Raw genomic sequence first — 21,184 nt, 5'->3', positions numbered from 1 at the left:
CCCGGCGAGGGCCGTTTCAGCCGTGCGCGAGCAGGACCGGGCAGTCGGCGTGGTGCAGCAGGTGCAGGCCCACGGAGCCGAGCGGCGTGCCCGCGATGCCGTGCCCGCGGCTGCCCGCCACGACGAGCCGGGCCGATGTGGACGCCTGTACCAGCACCGGGGCCGGGGCGCCGCGGGCCACCAGCGTGCCGACCGGCACGTCGGGGAACTTCTCGCGCCACGGGGCGAGGTCGGTGGCCAGGGCGGCGCGCTCGGCCGCCTCGAACGCGTCCGGGTCGTACGGCAGCGGGGTCATGCCGGGGCCCCACGGGGTGATCGGCTGCCAGGCCCGCACGGCCAGGACGCCGCAGCCGGCGGCATCGGCGTGCTCGAAGGCGAGCCGGGCGGCGTACGCGGACTCGCCGGAGCCGTCGAGGCCGACCACGACGGGGCTGCCGAGGCGCTCGCCGACCTTGCCGCGCACCACCACGACGGGGCACAGCGACCGGGTGGTCACGTCGTGGCCGACGGAGCCGAGCAGCAGGCTGGCGAAGCCGCCGCGGCCCCGGTGGCCGATCACGACGAGCGCGGCTCGGGCGGCGGCGGCGAGGAGCACGTCGGCGGGGTCGCCCTGGCCGATCTGGCGGCGGACCGGCACGTGCGGGACGGCGCTGCGCACGACCGACTCGGCGTGCGCGAGCAGGCCGTCGATCTCCTCGCCGACGTCGGCGTCGGCGGCGTGCACGATGCGCAGGACGGCGTGCCGGCGGGCGGCCTCCTCGGCGGCCCAGCGGACGGCGGCGGTGGCGGGGGCCGACCCGTCGGTCCCGACGACGATCTCGATGGTTCCCATGGGCCCAGCCTGCGCGGGCCCGGCGGTCCTGGGCAGGGCCGAAAGCCCCGCCCCGGGCGGCCGGTGGTCAGCCGCGGCCGGGGGCCGGCTGCCCGGCGGCCAGCCGCAGCGCCGCGGCGACCAGCTCCGCCGGGAACGTCGTGGCGTGGAACGTGGCCGTCAGGTGCAGCTCGCCGCCCAGGGTCGTGGCGGCCACGACGACGCCCTCCGGCGGGCAGTGCCCCGCCGCGGTGACGTCGGCGCGCGGCCCGGCCGCCCACGGCAGGTCGGCGAGCAGCCCGTGGTCGGCGCGGCGCAGCGTGAGGCGGGGCTGGGGCTCGGCGGCCACGACGCTCGGCGGGACGACGGCCGGGTCGGGCCGCGCCGGGCGGGCGCGGCGCAGCGCCGCCGCCACCGCGGCCGGGTCGGTGAGGTCGGCCGCGGGCAGCCGCCGCCCGTCGACGACGGCGCCCACGCCGTGCGGTGGCAGCCCGACGGCCCGCAGGGCGCGGGCCACCCGCACGGTCAGCGCGGCGGCGCCCGTGCCCGGCGCCGCCGCGCCCGGCCCGGCGACGGCGGTCGCGGTCGCCGGCCGGGGGTGCCAGTCGCGCAGCGGGCGCGGGTCGGGCGGCGCCGGCCGGACCGCCGGGCGGCACCCGCGGGGCGGCGGCACGGGCAGCGGCCGGGCGGCCCGCCGCTGCGCCGCCGCCAGCAGCAGTTCCCGCAGCATCGGCTCTGGGGCGGCCAGCCGGGTGGCGACGTGCGCGTCGCCGACCAGCACCCGGGCGGCGCCGGGCGCGAGCAGCAGGTGCGCCAGCTCGGCGGGGCCGGCGCCGGGCGCCGCCCGCACCGCCGTGCGCAGCCGGCGGGCGAGCGCGTCGCCGTCGGGCGCGCCGCCGAGCAGGGGGTGGCGCGGGTCGAGGGTGTGCAGGCCGGCCAGGGCGGCGCGGACCCCGTCCGGGGCGACACCGCGCAGCGGGCCCACGACCCGCACGGCAGGGCTCAGCACGGCGCCGACGCTACCCACGCCCGCCGCCGGGCGGCCACGCCGGAAAGGCCGGTCCCGGCGGGCCGGGCGTGCCGAGACGGACACCACTGCGACGTCCCCGCCGCCCGCACCGGCGCACCGGCACCCGATAGCGTCACGGCGTGCTCGAACCCCCCGTCACCGTGGTCGGCGTCGGCGCGGACGGCTGGGCCGGCCTGGGCGACGCCGCCCGCGCCGCCCTGACCGCCGCCGACGTCGTGCTGGGCGCCCCGCGCCAGCTCGGCCTGCTGCCCGCCGCGGTCGGCGCCCGGCGCGAGGCGTGGCCGTCGCCGCTGGTGCCCGCCCTGCCGGGGGTCCTCGCCGCGCACCGCGGGCGCGCCGTCTGCGTGCTGGCCAGCGGCGACCCGATGTGGCACGGCATCGGCGCCACCCTGGCGGGGCTGCTGGGGCCCGACCGGCTGCGGGTGCTGCCGCACCCGTCGTCGGCGTCGCTCGCCGCGGCGCGCCTCGGCTGGCGCCTCGACGACACCGAGGTGGTCAGCCTGGTCACCGCGCCCGTCGCCGCGCTGCACCCGGCCGTGCAGCCCGGCCGCCGGGTGCTCGTCCTCGGCGCCGACGTCGCGCAGGTCGCGGCCCTGCTCACCGCCCGGGGGTACGGCGACAGCCCGGTCACCGTGCTCGAACAGCTCGGCGGGCCGGCCGAACGCGTGCTGACCGGCACCGCCGCGGCGTGGCCGCACCCGCCGGGCGACCCGCTGCGGGTGGTCGCCGTGCGGTGCGTGGCCGGCCCGGACGCCCCGCTGCTGCCGACCACCCCGGGCCTGCCCGACGACGCGTACGACTCCGACGGCCAGCTCACCAAGCGCGAGGTCCGGGCCGTCACGCTGGCCCGGCTCGCGCCCGCCGCCGGGCAGCTGCTCTGGGACGTCGGCGCCGGGTCGGGCAGCATCGCCATCGAGTGGCTGCGCGCGCACCCCGCCAACCGGGCGGTGGCCGTCGAACCCGACCCGGTCCGCGCCGCGCGGATCGGGGCGAACGCCGAAGCGCTGGGCGTGCCGCGGCTGACCGTCGTCACCGGGCGGGCGCCGCAGGCCCTCGCGGAGCTGGCCGGCCCCGCCGACGCCGTGTTCGTCGGCGGCGGGGTCACCGCGCCCGGCATGGTCGACGCCGCCTGGGCCGCGCTCGCGCCGGGCGGCCGGCTCGTCGCCAACGCCGTGACGATCGAGAGCGAGCAGGTCCTCGCCGCCGCGCACGCCCGCCTCGGCGGCGACCTCACCCGGCTCGCCGTGCACCGCGCCGCGCCCGTCGGCGGCTTCACCGGATGGAGACCCCTGATGCCCGTGACGATCTGGGCGGTGACCCGGCCGTGACCGTCCACTTCATCGGCGCGGGCCCCGGCGCCGCCGACCTCATCACCGTGCGCGGCCGCGACCTGATCGCCGCCTCACCGGTCTGCCTGTACGCGGGCAGCCTGGTCCCGCCGGAGCTGCTGGCCTGGTGCCCGCCCGGCGCCCGGCTCGTCGACACGGCCGGGCTGACCCTCGACGAGATCGTCGCCGAGCTGGTCGCCGCGCACGCCGCCGGCCACGACGTCGCCCGGTTGTGCTCCGGCGACCCGTCGGTGTTCAGCGCGGTCGCCGAGCAGCTGCGCCGGCTGGACGCGGCCGGGGTGCCGTACGACGTCACCCCCGGCGTGCCCGCGTTCGCGGCGGCGGCCGCCGCGCTGGGCCGGGAGTTCACCGTGCCCGGCGTCGCCCAGTCGGTGGTGCTCACCCGGATCGCGCAGCGGGCCACCCCGATGCCGCCCGGCGAGGACCTGGCCACCCTCGGCGCGAGCCGGGCCACGATGGTGCTGCACCTGGCCGTGCAGCGGATCGCCGCCGTGGCCGCCGAGCTGGCGCCCGTCTACGGGCCGGACTGCCCGGTCGCCGTGGTGGCCCGCGCCAGCCGCCCCGACGAGCTGATCGTGCGCGGCACGCTGGGCACGATCGCGGCCGCGGTGGAGGCGGCCGGGATTGTGCGCACCGCCGTCATCGTCGTCGGCGCCGCGCTGACCGCCGAGCAGTTCCCCGACAGCCACCTCTACTCGTCGGCGCGCTGCCGGTGAGCCTGCGCGTCCTGATCCTGGGCGGCACCGCCGAGGGCCGCGAGCTGGCCGCGGCGTGCGCCGGCGAGGCGGCCCTGACGGTGGTCAGCTCGCTCGCCGGGCGCACCGACGACCCGATCATCCCGGCCGGCGGCCTGCGCATCGGCGGGTTCGGCGGCGCCGAGGGGCTGGCCGCCTACCTGCGCGCCGAGCGGGTCGGCGCGCTCGTCGACGCCACCCACCCGTTCGCGTCCGCGATCAGCCGGTCCGCGGCCGCCGCGGCCGCCGCCACCGGGGTGCCGCTGCTCGCGCTGCGCCGCCCGCCGTGGCGGCAGGAGCCCGGCGACGACTGGCGGCGGGTGCCCACCGTCGAGGCCGCCGCGGCGCTGGCCGGCACGCTGGGGAAGCGGATCTTCGTCACCACCGGCCGGCAGAGCTTCGCCGCGTACGCCCGCCTGTCCGCGCACGTGCTGGCCCGGTCGGTGGAGCCGCCCGCGCCGCCGCTGCCCGCCCGGCTGACCGTGGTGCTCGACCGCGGCCCGTTCACCCTGGCCGGGGAGCGGGCGCTGATGGCGGAGCACGGCATCGACGTGCTGGTCACCAAGGACAGCGGCGGCGAGCTGGCCGCCGCCAAGCTGGCCGCCGCCCGCGAGCGCGGCATCCCCGTGGTGGTGGTGGACCGGCCGCCGGCCCCGGCGGGCGTCCCCGCGGTGGGGACGGTCGCCGGGGCCGCCGCGTGGCTGAGGGCTCAGACGTCTCAGACGTCCCGGGCCGACGAGTCGTAGGTGGCGTTGCCCGCCCCGGTGCCCGCCACCAGGAACCGGCAGGTGCCGCCGCCGCCGTACAGCCAGTTGCTGTAGCCGATGCTGACGTCGATCGGGATGCGCGGGTACGGCGCGGTCTCCGAGCCGCCGTTCTCGATGTTGCCGACCCGGCAGGCGATGCGGATGTCGTAGCCGCCCACCCCGACGCTGTAGTCGGTGACGGTGACGACCGCGTTGGTGATGTACGCGCCGCCGCCGCGCCACCGCGCCCCGTACGTCCAGCTGAGCATCATGTCGAACCAGAAGTCGCGGATGATCCAGCCCGGCCCGACCCACTTCCAGGTGAAGTGGTTGGTGCCGTGCGGCGCCGACAGGTCGGCCCAGCTCGCGTTCGCCGGCACCGCGTTGACGTAGTCGGCCTCGGTGTTCACGGCCGGCCGGTTGTCCTTCAGGATGTCCCAGGCGAACTTGCCCCAGTTGGTGAACTTGTCGCCGCCCTCGCCGCTCATGCCCGGACCCCTTCCTCGTCGGCGCCGATCTCGGGCACGTCGACCTCGTCGAGCTGCTGGTCGCCCCACTCGATGCCGGCCTCCAGCGGCCCGCTGTCGCGGGCGGCCGCGATGAGGTTCCACGTCTCGGCGCCGGCCGCGCCGGACCCGCCGATCCCGTACCGGTCCTGCACGTGCTCCACGGCCGCCCGGGTGACCGGGCCGAACTGCCCGTCCACCTGCCCCTGGTACGAGCCCAGGGTGGCCAGCCACTGCTGCAGGTAGGACACCCACTCGCCCTCGGCGCCCTCGGTGAGCTCCGGTTCGTCCGCCATCGCGCCCCCTCTCCTCAGCTCCCGAGGGTGGGCTCGCGCGGCGGCGCGGACAACGTCCGGAGGTGCGCCCTAAAGGGCGGGGTAGGTGCGCGGCGTCCAGACGGTCGTGCCGTTGGAGCGGGTCTGCGACGAGCCGACGATGAGCAGGCAGCGCATGTCCACGCCGGACGGGTCCAGCTCGGCGAGGGTGGTGACCCGCACCGACTCGCCGCTGCCGCCGACGTCGCGGCCGATCACCACGGGCGTGGCCGGGTCGCGGTGTTCGAGCAGCACCTCGCGGGCCCGGACCAGCTGGGCGGTGCGTGACCTCGACGCCGGGTTGTAGATCGCGATGACGAAGTCGGCGGCCGCCGCGGCCGCGAGCCGCCGCTCGATGACCTCCCACGGCTTGAGCCGGTCGGACAGCGACAGCACGCAGAAGTCGTGCCCGAGCGGGGCGCCGACCCGGCTCGCCACGGCCTGCGCGGCGGTCAGCCCGGGCAGCACCCGGACGCTGACGTCCTTCCACTGCGGGTCCTCGGCGACCTCCAGCACGGCGGCGGCCATCGCGAACACGCCGGGGTCGCCCGCCGACACGACCGCCACCCGGCGCCCGCGCAGCGCCAGGTCCAGGGCGAACGCGGCCCGCTCGGCCTCCACCCGGTTGTCGGAGGCGTGCCGGCGCTGCCGCGGGTTCGGCGCCACCCGGTCCAGGTACGGGCCGTAGCCCACCAGGTCGTCGGCCTCGGCCAGGGCGGCCTGCGCCTCCGGGGTCAGCCACTCGCGGCCGGCCGGGCCCAGCCCGACGACGGTGACGCCGCCGCGCCCCGGCGCCGCCGCGGCCGCGGGCGGCTCGGGCAGGCCGGCGCGGCTCGGCAGCAGGGCGAGCGAGAAGTACGGCACGGTGGCGGGGTCGACGTCGGCGAGGCGGCCGCGCCGCTCGGCGGCCATGGTGGCGCGCTCCACGTAGAACGCCTCGTCGAGCCGGCCCGCGCGCTCCAGCGCCTCCCGCACCCCGGCGAACGTGCGGCCCAGCTTCATCACCGCGGCCGAGTCGGTGGCGGCGAGCCGGGCGGCCAGCTCGTCGGCCGGCAGCGTGCCGGGCAGCACGGTCAGCACCTCGTCGCGTTCCACCAGCGGCCGGCCGAGCACCGCGGCGGCCGCGCTGACCGACGTCACGCCCGGCACCACCTCCGCCGGGTAGCGGTGCGCCAGCCGCTTGTGCATGTGCATGTAGGAGCCGTAGAAGAACGGGTCGCCCTCGGCCAGCACCACCACGTCGCGGCCCGCGTCGAGGTGCGCGGCGAGCCGCTCCGCCGCCGCGGCGTAGAACTCGTCGATGGCGCCCTGGTAGCCGCCCGGGTGGTCGGTGGTCTCGGTGGTCACCGGGTAGATCAGCGCCTCCTCGATCTGCCCGGCCCGCAGGTACGGCTCGGCCACCGACCGGGCGATCGACCGCCCGTGCCGGGCCGCGTGGTACGCGATCACGTCGGCGCCCTCGATGAGCCGCGCCGCCCTGACGGTGACGAGCTCCGGATCCCCGGGCCCCAGCCCGACGCCGTACAGACGACCCGTCACCGCTACTCCTCCTCGCTGGCCAGGGCGTTGACCGCCGCGGCCGTGATCGCGCTGCCGCCGCGGCGCCCGCGCACCACGACGTGCTCCAGCCCGGACGCCGCCAGGGCGTCCTTCGACTCGGCCGCCCCGATGAACCCGACCGGGACGCCGATCACCAGCGCGGGCCGGGGCGCGCCCGCCGCCACCATGTCGAGCAGGTGGAACAGGGCCGTCGGGGCGTTGCCGATCGCCACCACGGCCCCGCCGAGCCGGTCGCGCCACAGCTCCAGGGCGGCGGCGCTGCGGGTGTTGCCCAGCCGCGCGGCGAGGCCGGGGACGGCCGGGTCGCGCAGCGTGCACACCACGTCGTTGCCGGCGGGCAGCCGGGTGCGGGTCACCCCGGACGCCACCATCTGGGCGTCGCACAGGATCGGCGCCCCGGCCAGCAGGGCGGCCCGCCCGGCGGCCACGGCCCCCGGGCTGAACCCGATGTCGGCGGCCAGGTCGACCATGCCGCAGGCGTGGATCATCCGGACGGCGACGCGGGCCTCGCCGGCGTCGAACCGGCCCAGGTCGGCCTCGGCCCGGATCGTCGCGAACGACCGGCGGTAGATCTCCGCGCCGTCGCGAACGTACTCGTGCATGCGTTCCTCCGTCATCGGGCGGCCGCGACGGCCGCCGCCAGGTCGCCGGTGGCCGCCGGGCGGCCGTCGACCGTCCAGCCGGTGGCGGTGGCCTCGACCCGGACGTGGTCGCCGGCGGGGGCGCCGCAGCCGCGCGGGCAGCCGGTCCAGTGCACGGGCCGCCCGCCGCCGGGCCGGGTCGCGGCGTCCGCGGCGGCGCGCACGTCGGCGTGGGACTTCGCGCAGCCGGGCCGGCCGGCGCAGGCGCTCACCCCGGCCCACCGGCTGCCGGGCGAGGTCTCCAGCCCGGCGGCGGCCAGCGGCGCCGGGTCGGCGAGGCCGGGCACGACGACGCCGCGCCACGGGGTCACCACGACGGGGTCGCCGGCGGCGGCGAGGGCGTCGAGCTGGTCGGCGTGCAACCGGCCCAGCGGGACGAGCGCGGACACCGCGGGCCCCGCGGGCCCCGGGAGCAGCCCGGGCGCGACGGGCGAGCCGGGCCGCACGGCGAGCCGGGGCCCGTCCAGGGCGCCGCCCAGCCGGGCCGCGACGCGGGCCGGGCCGTCGGTCAGCTCCGCCAGCCGCCAGGCCGTGCCCCCCTGGGCGGCCCGCTCGTCGAGGAAGGCGTGCGCGGCCGCCAGCAGCCCGGCCACCGGGTCCGCGACCCGGACCCCGGCGTCGGCGCCTGCGAGGAGGATCGCCGTGGCGCCGCCGGCCGGCACGGCGGCCACGTCGGCCCGGGCGGCCACGTCGAGGGCGCCGTCGTCGAGGGCGAACAGGAACCGGCCGGGCAGGTCCGCCAGGCGGGCGTCCGCGCACAGGCCCGCGTCGAGCCGGGCCACCGGCAGGCGGGTGGCCGCCAGCGGCGAGGCCAGGATGTTGCGCACCGTCTCGTGGGTGTCCGACGGCAGCAGCCCGGCCGCGCGCAGCGCCGCCGCCAGCGTGACCGGCTCCGCCCGCAGCGCCCTGAGCTGCAGGTTCGCCCGCGACGTCAGCTCGGCGTGCCCGTCGCCGTGCGCCCGGGCGAGCGCGCCGACCGCCCGCAGCTGCGCCGCGGTCACCACGCCGCCGGGCACGCGGACCCGGGCTAGCGGGCCGTCGGCCGCGGCGTGCAGCCGCAGCGCGCCGGGGCACGCGTCGGGACCCGGGCGGCGGCCGGGGGGCGGGGTGGGCACCCGCCGGATACTACGGGCGGCCCCCGGCGCCGCCCGGCGCCCGGTCGGGCACGTCACACCGGGCGACCGTCCTTGACGCGGGGCGGGCCGGGTCAGGAGAGTGTGGGCAACACGCGCGGCGACGCAGCGGAGGAAGCCCGGTGCAAGTCCGGCGCGGTCCCGCCACTGTGATCCCCTCACCCGGGGGCAGCCAGGAACTCCGGTCGCCGCGGACACCACGATTCGGGGCGCGGACCCCGAGGGGGAGAGCCGTGCTGCTTCTGCTGTCGACGTCCGACACCGACCTGCTCAGCGCCCGCGCCGCCGGCCGGGACTTCCGGCTCGCGAACCCGGCCCGCACCGCCCCGGCCGACCTGCCCGCCCTGCTCGACGGCGCCGGCCTGGTCGTGGTGCGCATCCTGGGCGGGCGGCGCGCGTGGGAGGAGGGCCTCGACGCGCTGCTGGCGAACGGCGTCCCCGTGGTGGTGCTCGGCGGCGAGCAGGCCCCCGACGCGGAGCTGATGAAGCTGTCCACGGTGCCCGCCGGGGTGGCCGCGGAGGCGCACGCGTACCTGGCGCACGGCGGCCCGGCGAACCTGGCCGCGCTGCACGACTTCCTGAGCGACACGGTCCTGCTGACCGGCCACGGCTTCGCCGCCCCCGCGCCCGCCCCCGACTGGGGCGGGCTGCCCCGCGTCTCGGAGGCCACCGGCCCCGTCGTCGCCGTGCTCTACTACCGGGCCCACCACATGGCCGGCAACACGGCGTTCGTCGAGGCGCTGTGCCAGGCCATCGAGGCCAAGGGCGGCCGGCCGCTGCCCATCTTCACCTCGTCGCTGCGCACCGCGCCCGACGACCTGCTCGCCGAGCTGCGCACCGCCGACGCCCTGGTCGTGACCGTGCTGGCGGCGGGCGGCACGAAGCCCGCCACCGTCACCGCGGGCGGCGACGACGAGGCGTGGGACGTCGGCGTGCTCGCCGACCTCGACGTGCCGATCCTGCAGGGCCTGTGCCTGACCAGCCCGCGCGCCGCCTGGGAGGCGTCCGACGACGGGCTGTCCCCGCTGGACGCCGCCACCCAGGTCGCGATCCCGGAGTTCGACGGGCGCATCATCACCGTGCCGTTCTCGTTCAAGGAGATCGACCCGGACGGCCTCAGCGTCTACGTCGCCGACCCGGAGCGCGCCCTGCGCGTCGCCGGCCTCGCCGTCCGGCACGCCGCCCTGCGGCACGTCCCGCCGGCCGAGCGGCGCATCGTGATCATGCTGTCGGCGTACCCGACGAAGCACTCCCGCATCGGCAACGCCGTCGGCCTCGACACCCCCGCCTCCGTGGTGCGGCTGCTGGCCGCGATGCGCGAGCACGGCTACGACGTCGGCGAGCACGAGACCGCGGACGGCGACGCGCTCATCCACGGCCTCATCGCCGCGGGCGGGCAGGACCCCGACTGGCTCACCGAGGAGCAGCTGGCCGGCAACCCGGTCCGCATCCCCGCCGCGCGGTACCGGCAGTGGTTCGCCACCCTGCCCGCCGACCTGCGCGAGGGCGTCGAGCAGCACTGGGGCCCGGCGCCCGGCGAGCTGTACGTCGACGGCGACGACATCGTGCTCGCGGCCGTGCGCAGCGGCAACGTGGTGCTGATGGTGCAGCCGCCGCGCGGCTTCGGCGCCAACCCGGTCGCCATCTACCACGACCCGGACCTGCCGCCGAGCCACCACTACCTGGCCGCGTACCGGTGGCTGGCCGACTCCTTCGGCGCGCACGCCATGGTGCACGTCGGCAAGCACGGCAACCTGGAGTGGCTGCCCGGCAAGAACGTCGGCATGTCGGCGAGCTGCGGCACCGACGCGGCGCTGGGCGACCTGCCGCTGATCTACCCGTTCCTCGTCAACGACCCGGGCGAGGGCACCCAGGCCAAGCGCCGCGCCCACGCCACCCTCGTCGACCACCTGATCCCGCCGATGGCCCGCGCCGAGTCCTACGGCGACATCGCCCGGCTGGAGCAGCTGCTCGACGAGCACGCCACCATCGCCACCCTCGACCCGGCGAAGCTGCCGGCCATCCGCGCCCAGATCTGGACGCTCATCCAGGCCGCCCGCCTCGACCACGACCTCGGCCTGGAGGTCCGCCCCGGCGACGAGGAGTTCGACGACTTCCTGCTGCACGTCGACGGCTGGCTGTGCGAGGTCAAGGACGTGCAGATCCGCGACGGCCTGCACGTGCTCGGCGCGGCCCCGCAGGGCGAGGCGCGGGTCGACCTGGTGCTGGCGATGCTGCGCGCCCGGCAGATGTGGGCGGGCCAGGTCGCCGCCCTGCCCGGCCTGCGCGAGGCCCTGGGCCTGAGCGAGTCCTCCGCCGACCGGGCCGACGTGGACCGCGTCGAGGCGCAGGCCCGCGAGCTGGTCGCCGCCATGGAGGCCGCCGGCTGGGACCCGGCCGCCGCCGACCGGGTCGCCCCCGACGCGACCGTCGCGCGGGTGCTGCGGTTCGCCGCCGAGGAGGTCGTCCCGCGCCTGGACCGCACCACCGACGAGCTGACCAACGTGCTGCACGCCCTCGACGGCGGCTACGTGCCCGCCGGGCCCAGCGGCTCGCCGCTGCGCGGGCTCATCAACGTGCTGCCGACCGGCCGCAACTTCTACTCCGTCGACCCCAAGGCCATCCCCAGCCAGCTCGCCTGGGAGACCGGCCAGGCGATGGCCGACAGCCTGCTCGCCCGCTACCGCGCCGACCACGGCGACTGGCCGCGTTCGGTCGGGCTGTCCGCGTGGGGCACCAGCGCCATGCGCACCGCCGGCGACGACATCGCCGAGATCCTCGCCCTGCTGGGCGTCCGCCCGGTCTGGGACCCCGCGTCGCGGCGCGTCACCGGTTTGGAGCCGATCGGCCTGGACGAGCTGGGCCGCCCCCGCATCGACGTCACCGTGCGCATCTCCGGCTTCTTCCGCGACGCGTTCCCGCACGTCGTGGCCCTGCTCGACGACGCGGTGCAGCTCGTCGCCGGCCTGGACGAGCCCGACGCCGACAACTTCGTGCGCGCCCACGTGCGCGCCGACGAGGCCGCCCACGGCGACCGCCGCCGCGCCACCACCCGCATCTTCGGCTCCGCCCCGGGCGCGTACGGCGCGGGCATCCTGCCGCTCATCGACAGCCGCACCTGGCGCGGCGACGCCGACCTCGCCGAGGTCTACGCCGTCTGGGGCGGCTTCGCCTACGGCCGCGGCCTCGACGGCGCCCCGGCACGCCCGGACATGGAGAACGCCTACCGGCGCATCGACATCGCCGCGAAGAACATCGACACCCGCGAGCACGACATCGCCGACTCCGACGACTACTTCCAGTACCACGGCGGCATGATCGCGACCGTGCGCGCGCTCACCGGCAAGGCCCCGGCCGCGTACGTCGGCGACTCCACCAACCCGGACGCCACCCGCACCCGCAGCCTCACCGAGGAGACCGCCCGCATCTTCCGCGCCCGCGTGGTCAACCCGCGCTGGATCGCCGCGATGCGCCGGCACGGCTACAAGGGCGCCTTCGAGCTGGCCGCCACCGTCGACTACCTGTTCGGCTACGACGCCACCGCCGGCGTGGTCGCCGACTGGATGTACGAGCAGCTGGCCGCGTCGTACGTGCTCGACCCGGACAACCAGAAGTTCATGACCCAGGCCAACCCGTGGGCCCTGCACGGCATCACCGAACGGCTCCTGGAGGCCGCCGACCGCGGCCTGTGGGAGCAGCCGTCGCCCGATACCCTCGCCGCCCTGCGCCAGGTCTACCTGGACACCGAGGGCGACCTGGAGGGCGACGACTGATGCCCGGGCCGCGCCTGGAGATCGAGTACTGCACGCAGTGCCGCTGGCTGCTGCGCGCGGCGTGGACGGCCCAGGAGCTGCTGACCACGTTCACGACGACACTGGGCGAGGTGGCGCTGGTGCCGGGCACCGGCGGCGTCTTCGAGATCCGCCTGGACGGCGAGCCGATCTGGTCGCGCAAGGCGCAGGGCTTCCCGGAGCTGCCCGAGCTGAAGCGCCTGGTCCGCGACCGCATCGCTCCGGACCTCGACCTGGGCCACTCGGACCGCCGGCACTAACTCCCGCCGCGGCGCAGCAGGTAGGTGTCCATGATCCAGCCGTGCCGCTCGCGGGCCTCCGCGCGGACCCGGAGGATCTCGTCGGCGACCTCCGCCAGCGGCCCCTCAACGGCGATCTCGTCCGGGGTGCCGAGGTAGGCGCCCCAGTAGATGTGCACGTCCTGGCCGGTGTAGGCGGTGAACGCCTGCTGGGCGTCGAGCATGACCACCACGTCGTCGACGCCGTCCGGCCAGCCCTCGGCGAGGCGGCGGCCGGTGGTGACCTGGAACGGGCGGCCGACCCGGTTGAGGCCGGTGCGGTGCCGGGCCGCCAGCGCGGAGACGCTGCTGACGCCGGGCACGACCGTGTAGGTGAACGGGACGCCGCCGGCGCTGAGGATCTCGTCCAGGATGGCGATGGTGCTGTCGTACAGGGCCGGGTCGCCCCAGACGAGGAAGGCGCCGGTCTCGCCGTCGGCCAGGTCGGCGATGAGGCCCGCCATGACGGCGGCGCGGCGGGTGCGCCAGTCGGCGATCGTGCCGGTGTAGTCGGCGGGGGTGCGGTCGCGGTCGGGGTCGCGGCCCTCGGCGACGCGGTGTCCCGGCCTGGCGTGGGCGGCGAGGATGTCCCGCCGCAGCCGGATCATGCTGTCCTTGGCCTCGCCCTTGTCGAGGAGGAAGAACACGTCGGCGCGCGCGATGGCGGCCACGGCCTGCAGGGTGAGGTGGCCGGGGTCGCCCGCGCCGATCCCGATGACGTCGATCTGTCGCACGGGGTAGGAGTCTGCCGTACGCCACAGGGCCCGCCGGGACGGGACCTTCGCCTCAGGTCGTCCGGCGCCCCGCGCGGCACCGTGGGGGGAGGACCGCATGCACTGGGAGGAACTGTGGCCGAGCTGACCCGGGCGCTCGCCGACGCCGCCGCGATGGCGGGCCGGGCCCCGTCCGTGCACAACACGCAGCCGTGGCGGTGGACGGTGCTGCCGGACCGCCTGGAGCTGACCCTCGACACCCACCGGCAGCTGGCCGCCGTCGACCCGCAAGGGCGGCTGGCGATCGTGAGCTGCGGCGCCGCCCTGCACCACGCCCGGGTGGCGCTGGCCGCGGAGGGCTGGGAGGCGGTGATCCACCGGCTGCCCGACCCGGCCCGGCCGGACCTGCTGGCCGTGGTGCTGCCCGGCGAGGCCCGTACCCCCGACCCGGCCGCGATGCGGCTGGTGCAGAGCATGTGGGTGCGGCACACCGACCGCCGGCCGCTCGGCGCCGAGCCGCTGTCCGCGGCGGCGGTGTCGGTGCTGGCCGAGGCGGCCCGCGCCGAGGGCGTCCACCTGCACGTGCTGGACCCCGGCCAGGTGTACGACCTGGCGGCGGCGGCGAACCGGGCCGCCGCGGTGGAGGCCGCGGACGAGCGCGCCCAGGCGGAGCTGGCCTACTGGACGAGCCGCGGCGACGGCCTGGGCGTGCCGGCGAGCGCCGTGCCGGCGGTGCCGCCCGCGACGACGGTCCCGGCCCGCGACTTCGGCCGGCCGGGCACGCTGCCGGTGGGGGAGGGCCACGACCGGGCCGCCGTGTACGGGGTGCTGTACGGCCCCGGCGACGACCGCGCCGACTGGCTGCGGGCCGGCGAGGCGCTGTCGGCGGCGTGGCTGACCGCGACGGTGAACGGGGTCGCGCTGCTGCCGCTGAGCGCGGTGATCGAGGTGGACGTGACCCGCTCGGCGCTGCGCCGGCTGATCTCCGGGTTCGGCTGGCCGTACCTGGTGCTGCGGCTGGGCATCGCGGACCCGGAGCACGCCGGTCCCGCCGTCACCCCGCGCCTGGCGCCGCGCGCCACCGTGGACACCTCCCGGGCGCAGTAGCGGCGGCGCCCGCGCGCCGGGTTGCCGCGGCCCCGCCGCACCCACGACGATGGTGGCAGGCATCGGCGACCCGTCCTGGAGGAGTCATGGACGTGACCGGCGCGGCCGTGGTGCGGCTGACCACCACCGACCTGGACGAGGCGCGCGAGGTGTGCGGCGCCCACCTGTACCCCCGCACGCTGCGGCTGACCGACCCGGCGGCGGGGTTCGCCGCCCGGTTCGCCTTCCTGCACGCCGGCCCGTTCACGGTCGGCGACATGCGCTACGGGGCGGAGATCGCCGGCGCCTGCGGCGAACTCGGCGACTACCACGTCAACCTGCCGCTGACCGGCTCGTTCGCCGCCGCGCAGGCCGGCCGGCCGGTCACCGGCGCCCCGGGCCACGCGGGGGTGTACCGGCCGGTCGGCGACACCGTCCTGCACCGCTCCGGCGCCGACTGCCACTTCATCGCCCTGCGGCTGCGCCGGGCCGCCGTGGAGGGCCAGCTGGCCGCCGAGCTGGACCGGCCGGTCCGCGGCCCGATCCGGTTGTCCGCCCGCATGGACACCCGGGCGGGCCACGGCCGGATCTGCGCCGGGCTGATCCGCTGGTTCGCCGCCGGGATCGAGGAACCGGCCGGGCTGGCGCAGTGCCCCGCCGTGGCGGATCCGCTGGCCGAGGCGCTGATCGCCGCGCTGCTGCTGAGCACGGGCCACCAGTTCCGCGACGCCCTCGCCGCGGTCGACCCGGCCACGGGCGGCGCGCCGGCGTGCCCGGCGCGCGCCCTGACCCGGGTGGCGGACGCCGTCCGGGCCGACCCCGCCCGCGCGTACACGGCGGGCGAGCTGGCCCGGATCGCGGGGGTGGGCGTGCCGACGCTGCGGCACGGGTTCCGCCGCCGGTTCGGGGTGGGCCCGATGTCCTTTGTGTGGCGCGAACGCCTCGCGGCGGCCCGGGCCGAGCTGCTGGCCGCGGACGCGCCGGTGGACCTCGCCGACGGGCTGGTCGCCGCCGTGGCGCGCCGGTGGGGGTTCGGGCACCCGGCCCGGTTCGCCGCCCGGTACCGCTCCCGCTACGGCGTCGGGCCCCGGGACACCCTGCGCGGCGAGGGCTGACCCGCCCCGCTCAGTGCTCGCCGAGCAGCTTCGTCGCCAGCACGGCCGCCTGGGTGCGGCGCTCCAGGCCCAGCTTCGCCAGCAGGCTGGACACGTAGTTCTTCACGGTCTTCTCGGCGAGGAACATCTGCTGGGCGATCTGCCGGTTGGTGAGCCCCTCGGCGATGTACTCCAGGATGCGCCGCTCCTGGTCGGTCAGGTCGCGCAGCTCCCGCGGCTGCTCGGCGCCGTGCCGGATCCGCTCCAGCACCCGCTGGGTGACGGCGGGGTCGAGCAGGGACTGCCCGGCGGCGACGCGGCGGATCGCGTCGACGAGGTCGGTGCCGCGGATCTGCTTGAGGACGTAGCCGGCGGCGCCGGCCATGATGGCGGCGAAGAGGGCCTCGTCGTCCTCGTATGAGGTGAGGATGAGGCCCTTGATGCTGGGGTCGACGGCGCGGACGTCGCGGCAGACGTCGATGCCGCTGCCGTCGGGCAGCCGGCCGTCGAGCACCGCCACGTCGGGCTTCAGGGCAGGGATGCGGCGCACGGCCTCCTGCGCGGAGCCGGACTCGCCCACCACCTCGATGTCGCCGGCGGCGGTGAGCAGGTCGTCGAGGCCACGGCGGACGACCTCGTGGTCGTCGAGCAGGAAGACACGGATCATCTGTCCTTTCTACCGCCCGCGCGGCGATTCGGCGCACAACGAAGGGCCCGCACCCCGGGGGAGGGGTGCGGGCCGCGGGACGATCAGCTCACTTCAGGAAGGGCAGTCGCTGCACCAGGGGGATCCGGGCCCAGAGCTTGCCGAGGCCGAGGGTGTCGCCGGCGGCGGTGAGGGCGAGGACGGCGAGGACACCCGCGTAGATGAGGTGGTCGTCCATGAAGGGGTTGTTCTCGGGGGGCAGGACGGCGGTCCACATGAGGACCAGCAGCAGCCCGCCGGCGGCGGCCGCGATGCGCATCCCGATGCCGAGGATCAGGGCGGTGCCGATGGCGGCCAGGCCGATCATGAACAGCCAGTCGGCCCAGGCGGCGCCGGCGAAGCTCTTGTAGAAGTCGGCGAAGGGGCCCTGGACGGCGTTGCCGAGGAAGCCCTTGGTGGGGCTGCCGCCGTTGATCCAGGCGTTCTTCTCCGGGGTGGCGAAGCCGAGGCCGAACAGCTTGTCGACGAAGGCCCAGAGGAAGATCCAGCCGAGCGCCAGCCGCAGCCCGGCGAGGGTGTAGCGGGTGGCCTTCGCGGCGGTCGTCTCGGCAGCGGCGGGCTGCTCGGTCCCGGTCGCCCGGTGGTTGGCGAGGCGTTCGATCGTCGCGGTCATGACGATCATCCCTTCGGTTGGTCTGTGGTGCTCTCTCGTTGTCGACTCCATGAGACATCCGGGGTCACCCGGGCGGGCAGGGCCGCCCGACAGGACCCGGGGGGACCTTGGTCCCCCAAGCGCCGGTCAGCCGGTCAGGGTCACGAACACCGTGACGGGTGCGGTGCCGACGGCCTCCGCCGTGGCCGGCACGACGCGGCCGCGCAGCAGCACCCGGCAGGGGCGCGGGCCGTGCCGGAAGTGCCGCCACCAGGTCTTGCGCCCGGCCCGGCCGACGGTCACGAGCAGCGCGCCCTCGCCGGCCCGGCGGTACGCGACAGGCAGCGCCACGGCCCGGCCGCGCGCCGAGGTGTACCGGATCTCGCACAGCCGTCGGTCCAGCAGCCACCGCAGCCCCCGGGTGCGCAGCACGAACGACACGATCGCCATGGCCGCCAGCGTGCCGGGCCCGCAGTATCGGGGACAGGGCCGCAGGTCCCGCCGATAGGATCCACGGCATGGCCGACGAACCGGGCTGGCAGGCGCCGTCGCTGCCGCTGTCCCCGCTGTCCCGCGTCCGGCTCGACGAGCTCCTCCAGGAGCTGCTCGACCGGGTGGGCGAGGTCTCGGCGAGCCGGGAGCGGCTGCGCGCCCTGCTGGACGCCGTGGTGGGCATCGGCACCGACCTCGACCTGCACAGCACCCTGGAGCGGATCGTCGCCGCCGCGTGCCGGCTCACCGACGCGAAGTACGGCGCGCTCGGCGTGGTCGGCCCCGACCGCACGCTCACGGACTTCATCACCCACGGGCTCAGCAAGGAGAACCACGACCTCATCGGCGACCTGCCGCACGGCCACGGCGTGCTGGGCCTGCTCATCGAGGACCCGCGGCCGATCCGGCTGCCGGACATCACGGCCCACCCCCGGGCGTACGGCTTCCCGCCGCACCACCCGCCGATGCACAGCTTCCTCGGCGTCCCGGTCCGCATCCGCGACCAGGTGTTCGGCAACCTGTACCTGGCCGAGAAGGAGGGCGGCGGGCAGTTCACCGACGACGACGAGGAGCTGATGCGGGCGCTGTCGGTGGCGGCGGGCGCCGCCATCGAGAACGCCCGGCTCTACCACCAGACACAGCGCCGGCAGCGGTGGCTGGAGGCGGCCGGCGAGATCACCGGCGTGCTGCTGGGCGAGATCAACCGGGCCACCGCCCTGCGGCTGGTCGCCGAGCGGGCCCGCGAGGTCGCCGAGGCGTGCCTGGCCCTGGTGCTCACCGACGACGGCGGCCGCGAGCTGGCCGTCGAGGTGGTGGCGGGCGAGGTGCCGGCCGGGCTGGCCGGGTCGGTGGTGTCGGCGCGCGACGGCGAGCTGGGCGCCGTGGTGCGCGAACGGCACATCGCGGTCGTCGAGGACCTGGGCGCCGCCGCCGAGTGGGCGGTGCCGCTGCCGACGGGCACGGCCCTGCTGGTGCCGCTCGCCGCGGACGGCGAGACGCTCGGCGTGCTCGCCGTGGCGTACCGGGCGGGCGCCGCCGCGTACCTGGACGGGCCGGACGTGGCGCTGGTCGAGACGTTCGCCGGGCAGGCGGCGCTGGCGCTGGAGCGGGCCCGCGCCCAGGAGGAGCGGGAGATGCTGGCGGTGCTGGGCGACCGGGAACGGATCGCCCGCGACCTGCACGACGTGGTGATCCAGCGGCTGTTCGCGGCCGGCATGCAGCTGCAGGGCGTCGCGCTGCAGGGGGTGCGCCCGCAGGCGAAGGAGCGCATCGACACGATCGTCGAGCACCTGGACACCACGATCCGCGACATCCGCGGCGCCATCTTCGAGCTGCGCACCCCGGTGAACGGGGCGCTGCGCTCGGAGGTCCGCGCCCTGGTGGAGGAGGCCCGCGGCCCGCTGGGCTTCCGCCCGCAGCTGGTCACCGACGGCCCGATCGACACGGTGGTGCCCGACGAGCTGCGCCCGGTGGTCGTCGCCGTGCTGCGCGAGGCGCTGTCGAACGCGGCCCGGCACGCCCAGGCCACCACGGTGCACGTCACCGTCGCCGCCCGCCCCGACCGGCTGACCGTGCAGGTCTCCGACGACGGGATCGGGGTGGACCGCGACGTCGCCAGCGTGGGCGGGGTGCGCAACCTGCGCCGCCGCGCCGACGAGCTGGGCGGCACCTGCAGCCTGGAGCCCGGCGATCCCCGCGGCACCGTCGTGACCTGGACCGTCCCGCTGTAACGGGACCATCGGCCCTACGCGGCGGCGCGGCCGTCGGGGACCGTCGGGGAATGGCCACCATCGTCTTCACCGACCGCGGCGGGAGTTCTCGGCACCTCCGCGCCGAGCAGACCCTCGCCCGTGCCGCCCGCGCCGCCGACCGCGCACCCCGGCCGGCCGCGGCGCAGTGCCGCTGGGCCATCGCCGGCACCCGCGCCGACCTGGTGCTCGCGGGCGAGCGGAGCCCGGCCGGACTGGTGGCGGGCGGATCGGCGCTGCACCACGCGTGCGTCGCCCTGGCCGGCCTCGGCGCCGTCGCCGAGGTCGAGCGGCGGCCCGAGCCCGACCGTCCGGAGCTGCTGGCCCGGCTGCGCCTGACGGCGTTCGAACGGCCGACCCCCGACGCCGTGCGCCTGCACCGGGCGATCGCGCTGCGGCCGACCCTTGCCGAGGCGTCCGGCCCGGTGCCGGCCGACGTGCTGGACCGGCTGCGCGCCGCCGCCGCCGAGTGCTCCGGTGGCCTGCTGGTCGCCGGTGGCGCCGACGGCGTGATCCGGCTGGTCGTCGGGCCGCCGGGCGTGGGCGACACGTGGCTGGGCGTGGGTGAGGCGCTGTCGGCCGTCGCGCTGGCGGCCGCCGTCGAGGGCTGGGCGGTGCGCCCCGAGCCGGCCGCGGTGGTGGCGGCCCGCTGACGCGGAACGGCCCCACGACACGGGGTCGCGGGGCCGTCCGTCGGTGGTGGCGTCAGCGCAGCGGCAGCGTCACCGTCGAGCCGGCGCCCACGGCCAGGGTGCTGGCCGTGCTGCCGATCGCGTTCCACACCTCGACCTTGACCTGGCCGTTGACCAGGTCGCCGAGCGTGCCGACGCCGGAGGAGAGCCCCTGCGCCTCGGTGTAGCGCTCCGCGCCCGGCACCGGGTCCGTGGCGAAGTAGCGGTACGTCTCGACCCGCTCCCAGGTGCCGTCGCCGGTCAGGTCGTACGACACCCGGACCTGGGTGCCGTTGCCGACGTTGGAGCCCGCGTCGACGCCCAGGTCGAAGCGCGTCGCCGCGCCGGTGTGGGTGCCGGACACGCCGGTCGCCGTGAACACCCGGGCGTTGACGGGCGAGCCGTCGTGGTTGCCCGCGGCAGCGGTCAGCGCGACCGTGCCGGCCGGTCCGGCGGCCGCCGCGAGGGCGCCGTCGGCCTGCAGGTGCCGGGTGGCCACGACCGGGTCGGGGCAGGCCGCGTACACCCGGAACTCGTACAGCGAGTAGCCGCCGCTGGTGCCGCGCGCCGTGCCCTGGAACCGGACGTGCCGGCCGGTGCCCTTGGCGTCGACGAGCTCACGCCCGCCGGTGCCGTCGGTGGTGGTGTGCACCGTGGTCCAGGTGACCCCGTCCGCGGAGGTCTGGATCTGGTACCCGCGGCCGTAGCTGGTGTGCCAGTCCAGTTCCACCTTGCCGATGGTGCGGGCGGCGCCCAGGTCGACCCGCAGCCACTGGTTGTTGCTCGCGGTGCTGGTCCACCGGGTGCCGCGGTTGCCGTCGACCGCCCGCGCGGCCTGCGCGCTGTTGCTGGAGGCGGTGGCGGTGCGGCCCTGCGAGAGCAGGGTGCCGGTCGGCGAGCACGGCGGCGTCGTCGGGCCCGGCGTGGTCGGGCCCGGGGTCGGCGTCGTCGGGCCCGGCGTGGGCGTGGTGGGGTCCGGGCTCGGGGTGGTCGGGCCCGGGGTCGGCGTGGTGGGGTCCGGGCTCGGGGTGGTCGGCCCCGGCGTCGGCGTCGTCGGGTCCGGGACCACGACGCCGCCCGAGGCGTTGCCGCCGCTCCAGGTCAGCGCGCCGCTGGTCACCGTCTTGCCGGCCGGCACGGTGAGGTTCGTGCCGTCCGAGAAGCGCACCGTCAGCGGGTTCGCCGAGAC

At 77.4% G+C, this 21,184-nt stretch carries 21 protein-coding genes and 1 riboswitch; of the genes, 9 read left to right on the top strand and 12 right to left on the bottom strand.

Translation table 11 applies throughout. The features are described 5' to 3' along the window. Positions 1-16 precede the first annotated feature (16 nt). Both Sya03_RS10970 and Sya03_RS10965 read right to left on the bottom strand, forming a co-directional pair. Positions 17-832, bottom strand: a complete 816-nt coding sequence (locus Sya03_RS10970) for a universal stress protein (protein ID WP_203938131.1) — start codon at positions 830-832, stop codon at positions 17-19. Between the two features lie 67 nt (positions 833-899). After that, positions 900-1,820, bottom strand: a complete 921-nt coding sequence (locus Sya03_RS10965) for a hypothetical protein (protein WP_203938130.1) — start codon at positions 1,818-1,820, stop codon at positions 900-902. 140 nt (positions 1,821-1,960) lie between these two features. Between Sya03_RS10965 and cbiE the strand changes: the two genes are divergently transcribed. Genes cbiE through Sya03_RS10950 form a run of 3 tightly spaced genes read left to right on the top strand, consistent with a single transcriptional unit; the run spans position 1,961 to position 4,670 of the window. Further along, positions 1,961-3,169 carry a precorrin-6y C5,15-methyltransferase (decarboxylating) subunit CbiE gene (gene cbiE, locus Sya03_RS10960; RefSeq protein WP_203938129.1) on the top strand — a complete coding sequence of 403 codons (1,209 nt, stop codon included), beginning with the start codon at positions 1,961-1,963 and terminating at the stop codon, positions 3,167-3,169. Further along, positions 3,166-3,906 carry a precorrin-4 C(11)-methyltransferase gene (cobM, locus tag Sya03_RS10955; RefSeq protein ID WP_203938128.1) on the top strand — a complete coding sequence of 247 codons (741 nt, stop codon included), beginning with the start codon at positions 3,166-3,168 and terminating at the stop codon, positions 3,904-3,906. The genes cbiE and cobM overlap by 4 nt, the downstream gene beginning before the upstream one ends. Further along, a complete protein-coding gene (locus tag Sya03_RS10950; RefSeq protein ID WP_306891565.1) occupies positions 3,903-4,670 on the top strand; it encodes a cobalt-precorrin-6A reductase in 768 nt (255 codons plus the stop codon). Before cobM ends, Sya03_RS10950 begins: the two co-directional genes overlap by 4 nt. On the opposite strand, the gene Sya03_RS10945 is transcribed toward Sya03_RS10950, so the two are convergent. The 5 genes from Sya03_RS10945 to Sya03_RS10925 all read right to left on the bottom strand — a co-directional run bounded on the left by Sya03_RS10945 (position 4,643) and on the right by Sya03_RS10925 (position 8,806). After that, complete coding sequence (locus tag Sya03_RS10945; RefSeq protein ID WP_203938127.1) at positions 4,643-5,158, bottom strand: hypothetical protein; 516 nt, start codon at positions 5,156-5,158, stop codon at positions 4,643-4,645. The genes Sya03_RS10950 and Sya03_RS10945 overlap by 28 nt on opposite strands. Further along, a complete protein-coding gene (locus Sya03_RS10940) occupies positions 5,155-5,472 on the bottom strand; it encodes a peptidoglycan-binding domain-containing protein (RefSeq protein WP_203938126.1) in 318 nt (105 codons plus the stop codon). The genes Sya03_RS10945 and Sya03_RS10940 overlap by 4 nt, the downstream gene beginning before the upstream one ends. 69 nt (positions 5,473-5,541) lie before the next feature. Further along, a complete protein-coding gene (locus Sya03_RS10935) occupies positions 5,542-7,029 on the bottom strand; it encodes a precorrin-2 C(20)-methyltransferase (RefSeq protein ID WP_203938125.1) in 1,488 nt (495 codons plus the stop codon). A gap of 2 nt (positions 7,030-7,031) precedes the next feature. Beyond that, positions 7,032-7,652, bottom strand: a complete 621-nt coding sequence (locus Sya03_RS10930) for a precorrin-8X methylmutase (RefSeq protein ID WP_203938124.1) — start codon at positions 7,650-7,652, stop codon at positions 7,032-7,034. 11 nt (positions 7,653-7,663) lie between these two features. Further along, positions 7,664-8,806 (bottom strand): ferredoxin-like domain-containing protein, encoded by a 1,143-nt coding sequence (locus Sya03_RS10925; protein ID WP_239107328.1) that lies wholly within the window; start codon positions 8,804-8,806, stop codon positions 7,664-7,666. Between the two features lie 129 nt (positions 8,807-8,935). Continuing rightward, positions 8,936-9,006: riboswitch (cobalamin riboswitch) on the top strand. Between the two features lie 51 nt (positions 9,007-9,057). On the opposite strand from Sya03_RS10925, the gene cobN reads away from it, so the two are divergent. Beyond that, complete coding sequence (gene cobN / locus Sya03_RS10920) at positions 9,058-12,597, top strand: cobaltochelatase subunit CobN (RefSeq protein ID WP_203938123.1); 3,540 nt, start codon at positions 9,058-9,060, stop codon at positions 12,595-12,597. Next, positions 12,597-12,875 (top strand): Rdx family protein, encoded by a 279-nt coding sequence (locus Sya03_RS10915; RefSeq protein WP_203938122.1) that lies wholly within the window; start codon positions 12,597-12,599, stop codon positions 12,873-12,875. Before cobN ends, Sya03_RS10915 begins: the two co-directional genes overlap by 1 nt. Here the strand turns inward: Sya03_RS10915 and cobF are convergent. Then, positions 12,872-13,627, bottom strand: a complete 756-nt coding sequence (gene cobF, locus Sya03_RS10910) for a precorrin-6A synthase (deacetylating) (protein WP_203938121.1) — start codon at positions 13,625-13,627, stop codon at positions 12,872-12,874. The two genes, Sya03_RS10915 and cobF, sit on opposite strands and share 4 nt — an antisense overlap. Before the next feature lie 153 nt (positions 13,628-13,780). Between cobF and Sya03_RS10905 the strand changes: the two genes are divergently transcribed. Both Sya03_RS10905 and Sya03_RS10900 read left to right on the top strand, forming a co-directional pair. Then, the gene (locus Sya03_RS10905) at positions 13,781-14,713 is read left to right on the top strand and encodes an Acg family FMN-binding oxidoreductase (RefSeq protein ID WP_239107391.1); all 933 of its coding nucleotides are present in this window, start codon (positions 13,781-13,783) and stop codon (positions 14,711-14,713) included. An 86-nt stretch (positions 14,714-14,799) separates the two neighbouring features. Continuing rightward, on the top strand, positions 14,800-15,807 hold the full coding sequence (locus tag Sya03_RS10900; protein ID WP_203938120.1) for an AraC family transcriptional regulator: 1,008 nt from the start codon (positions 14,800-14,802) through the stop codon (positions 15,805-15,807). Between the two features lie 10 nt (positions 15,808-15,817). Here Sya03_RS10900 and Sya03_RS10895 read toward each other — a convergent pair whose 3' ends face one another. The 3 genes from Sya03_RS10895 to Sya03_RS10885 all read right to left on the bottom strand — a co-directional run bounded on the left by Sya03_RS10895 (position 15,818) and on the right by Sya03_RS10885 (position 17,534). Continuing rightward, positions 15,818-16,453, bottom strand: a complete 636-nt coding sequence (locus Sya03_RS10895) for a response regulator (RefSeq protein WP_203938119.1) — start codon at positions 16,451-16,453, stop codon at positions 15,818-15,820. A gap of 88 nt (positions 16,454-16,541) precedes the next feature. After that, positions 16,542-17,114: a DoxX family membrane protein gene (locus Sya03_RS10890; protein ID WP_203938118.1), complete on the bottom strand. Its 573-nt coding sequence runs from the start codon at positions 17,112-17,114 to the stop codon at positions 16,542-16,544. Between the two features lie 117 nt (positions 17,115-17,231). Further along, positions 17,232-17,534 carry a hypothetical protein gene (locus Sya03_RS10885; RefSeq protein ID WP_203938117.1) on the bottom strand — a complete coding sequence of 101 codons (303 nt, stop codon included), beginning with the start codon at positions 17,532-17,534 and terminating at the stop codon, positions 17,232-17,234. Between the two features lie 68 nt (positions 17,535-17,602). On the opposite strand from Sya03_RS10885, the gene Sya03_RS10880 reads away from it, so the two are divergent. Both Sya03_RS10880 and Sya03_RS10875 read left to right on the top strand, forming a co-directional pair. Beyond that, the gene (locus Sya03_RS10880) at positions 17,603-19,306 is read left to right on the top strand and encodes a sensor histidine kinase (RefSeq protein ID WP_203938116.1); all 1,704 of its coding nucleotides are present in this window, start codon (positions 17,603-17,605) and stop codon (positions 19,304-19,306) included. Positions 19,307-19,356: 50 nt separating this feature from the next. Beyond that, positions 19,357-19,977, top strand: a complete 621-nt coding sequence (locus tag Sya03_RS10875; RefSeq protein ID WP_203938115.1) for a hypothetical protein — start codon at positions 19,357-19,359, stop codon at positions 19,975-19,977. Between the two features lie 52 nt (positions 19,978-20,029). Here the strand turns inward: Sya03_RS10875 and Sya03_RS30950 are convergent. Continuing rightward, the coding region (locus Sya03_RS30950; protein ID WP_239107325.1) for a discoidin domain-containing protein at positions 20,030-21,184 on the bottom strand (1,155 nt) is incomplete at its 5' end.

The organism is Spirilliplanes yamanashiensis (assembly GCF_016863475.1).
Lineage (GTDB): Bacteria > Actinomycetota > Actinomycetes > Mycobacteriales > Micromonosporaceae > Spirilliplanes > Spirilliplanes yamanashiensis.
The sequence above is the reverse complement of the archived record's forward strand: the minus strand, read 5'-3'. Positions and strand labels throughout refer to the sequence as shown.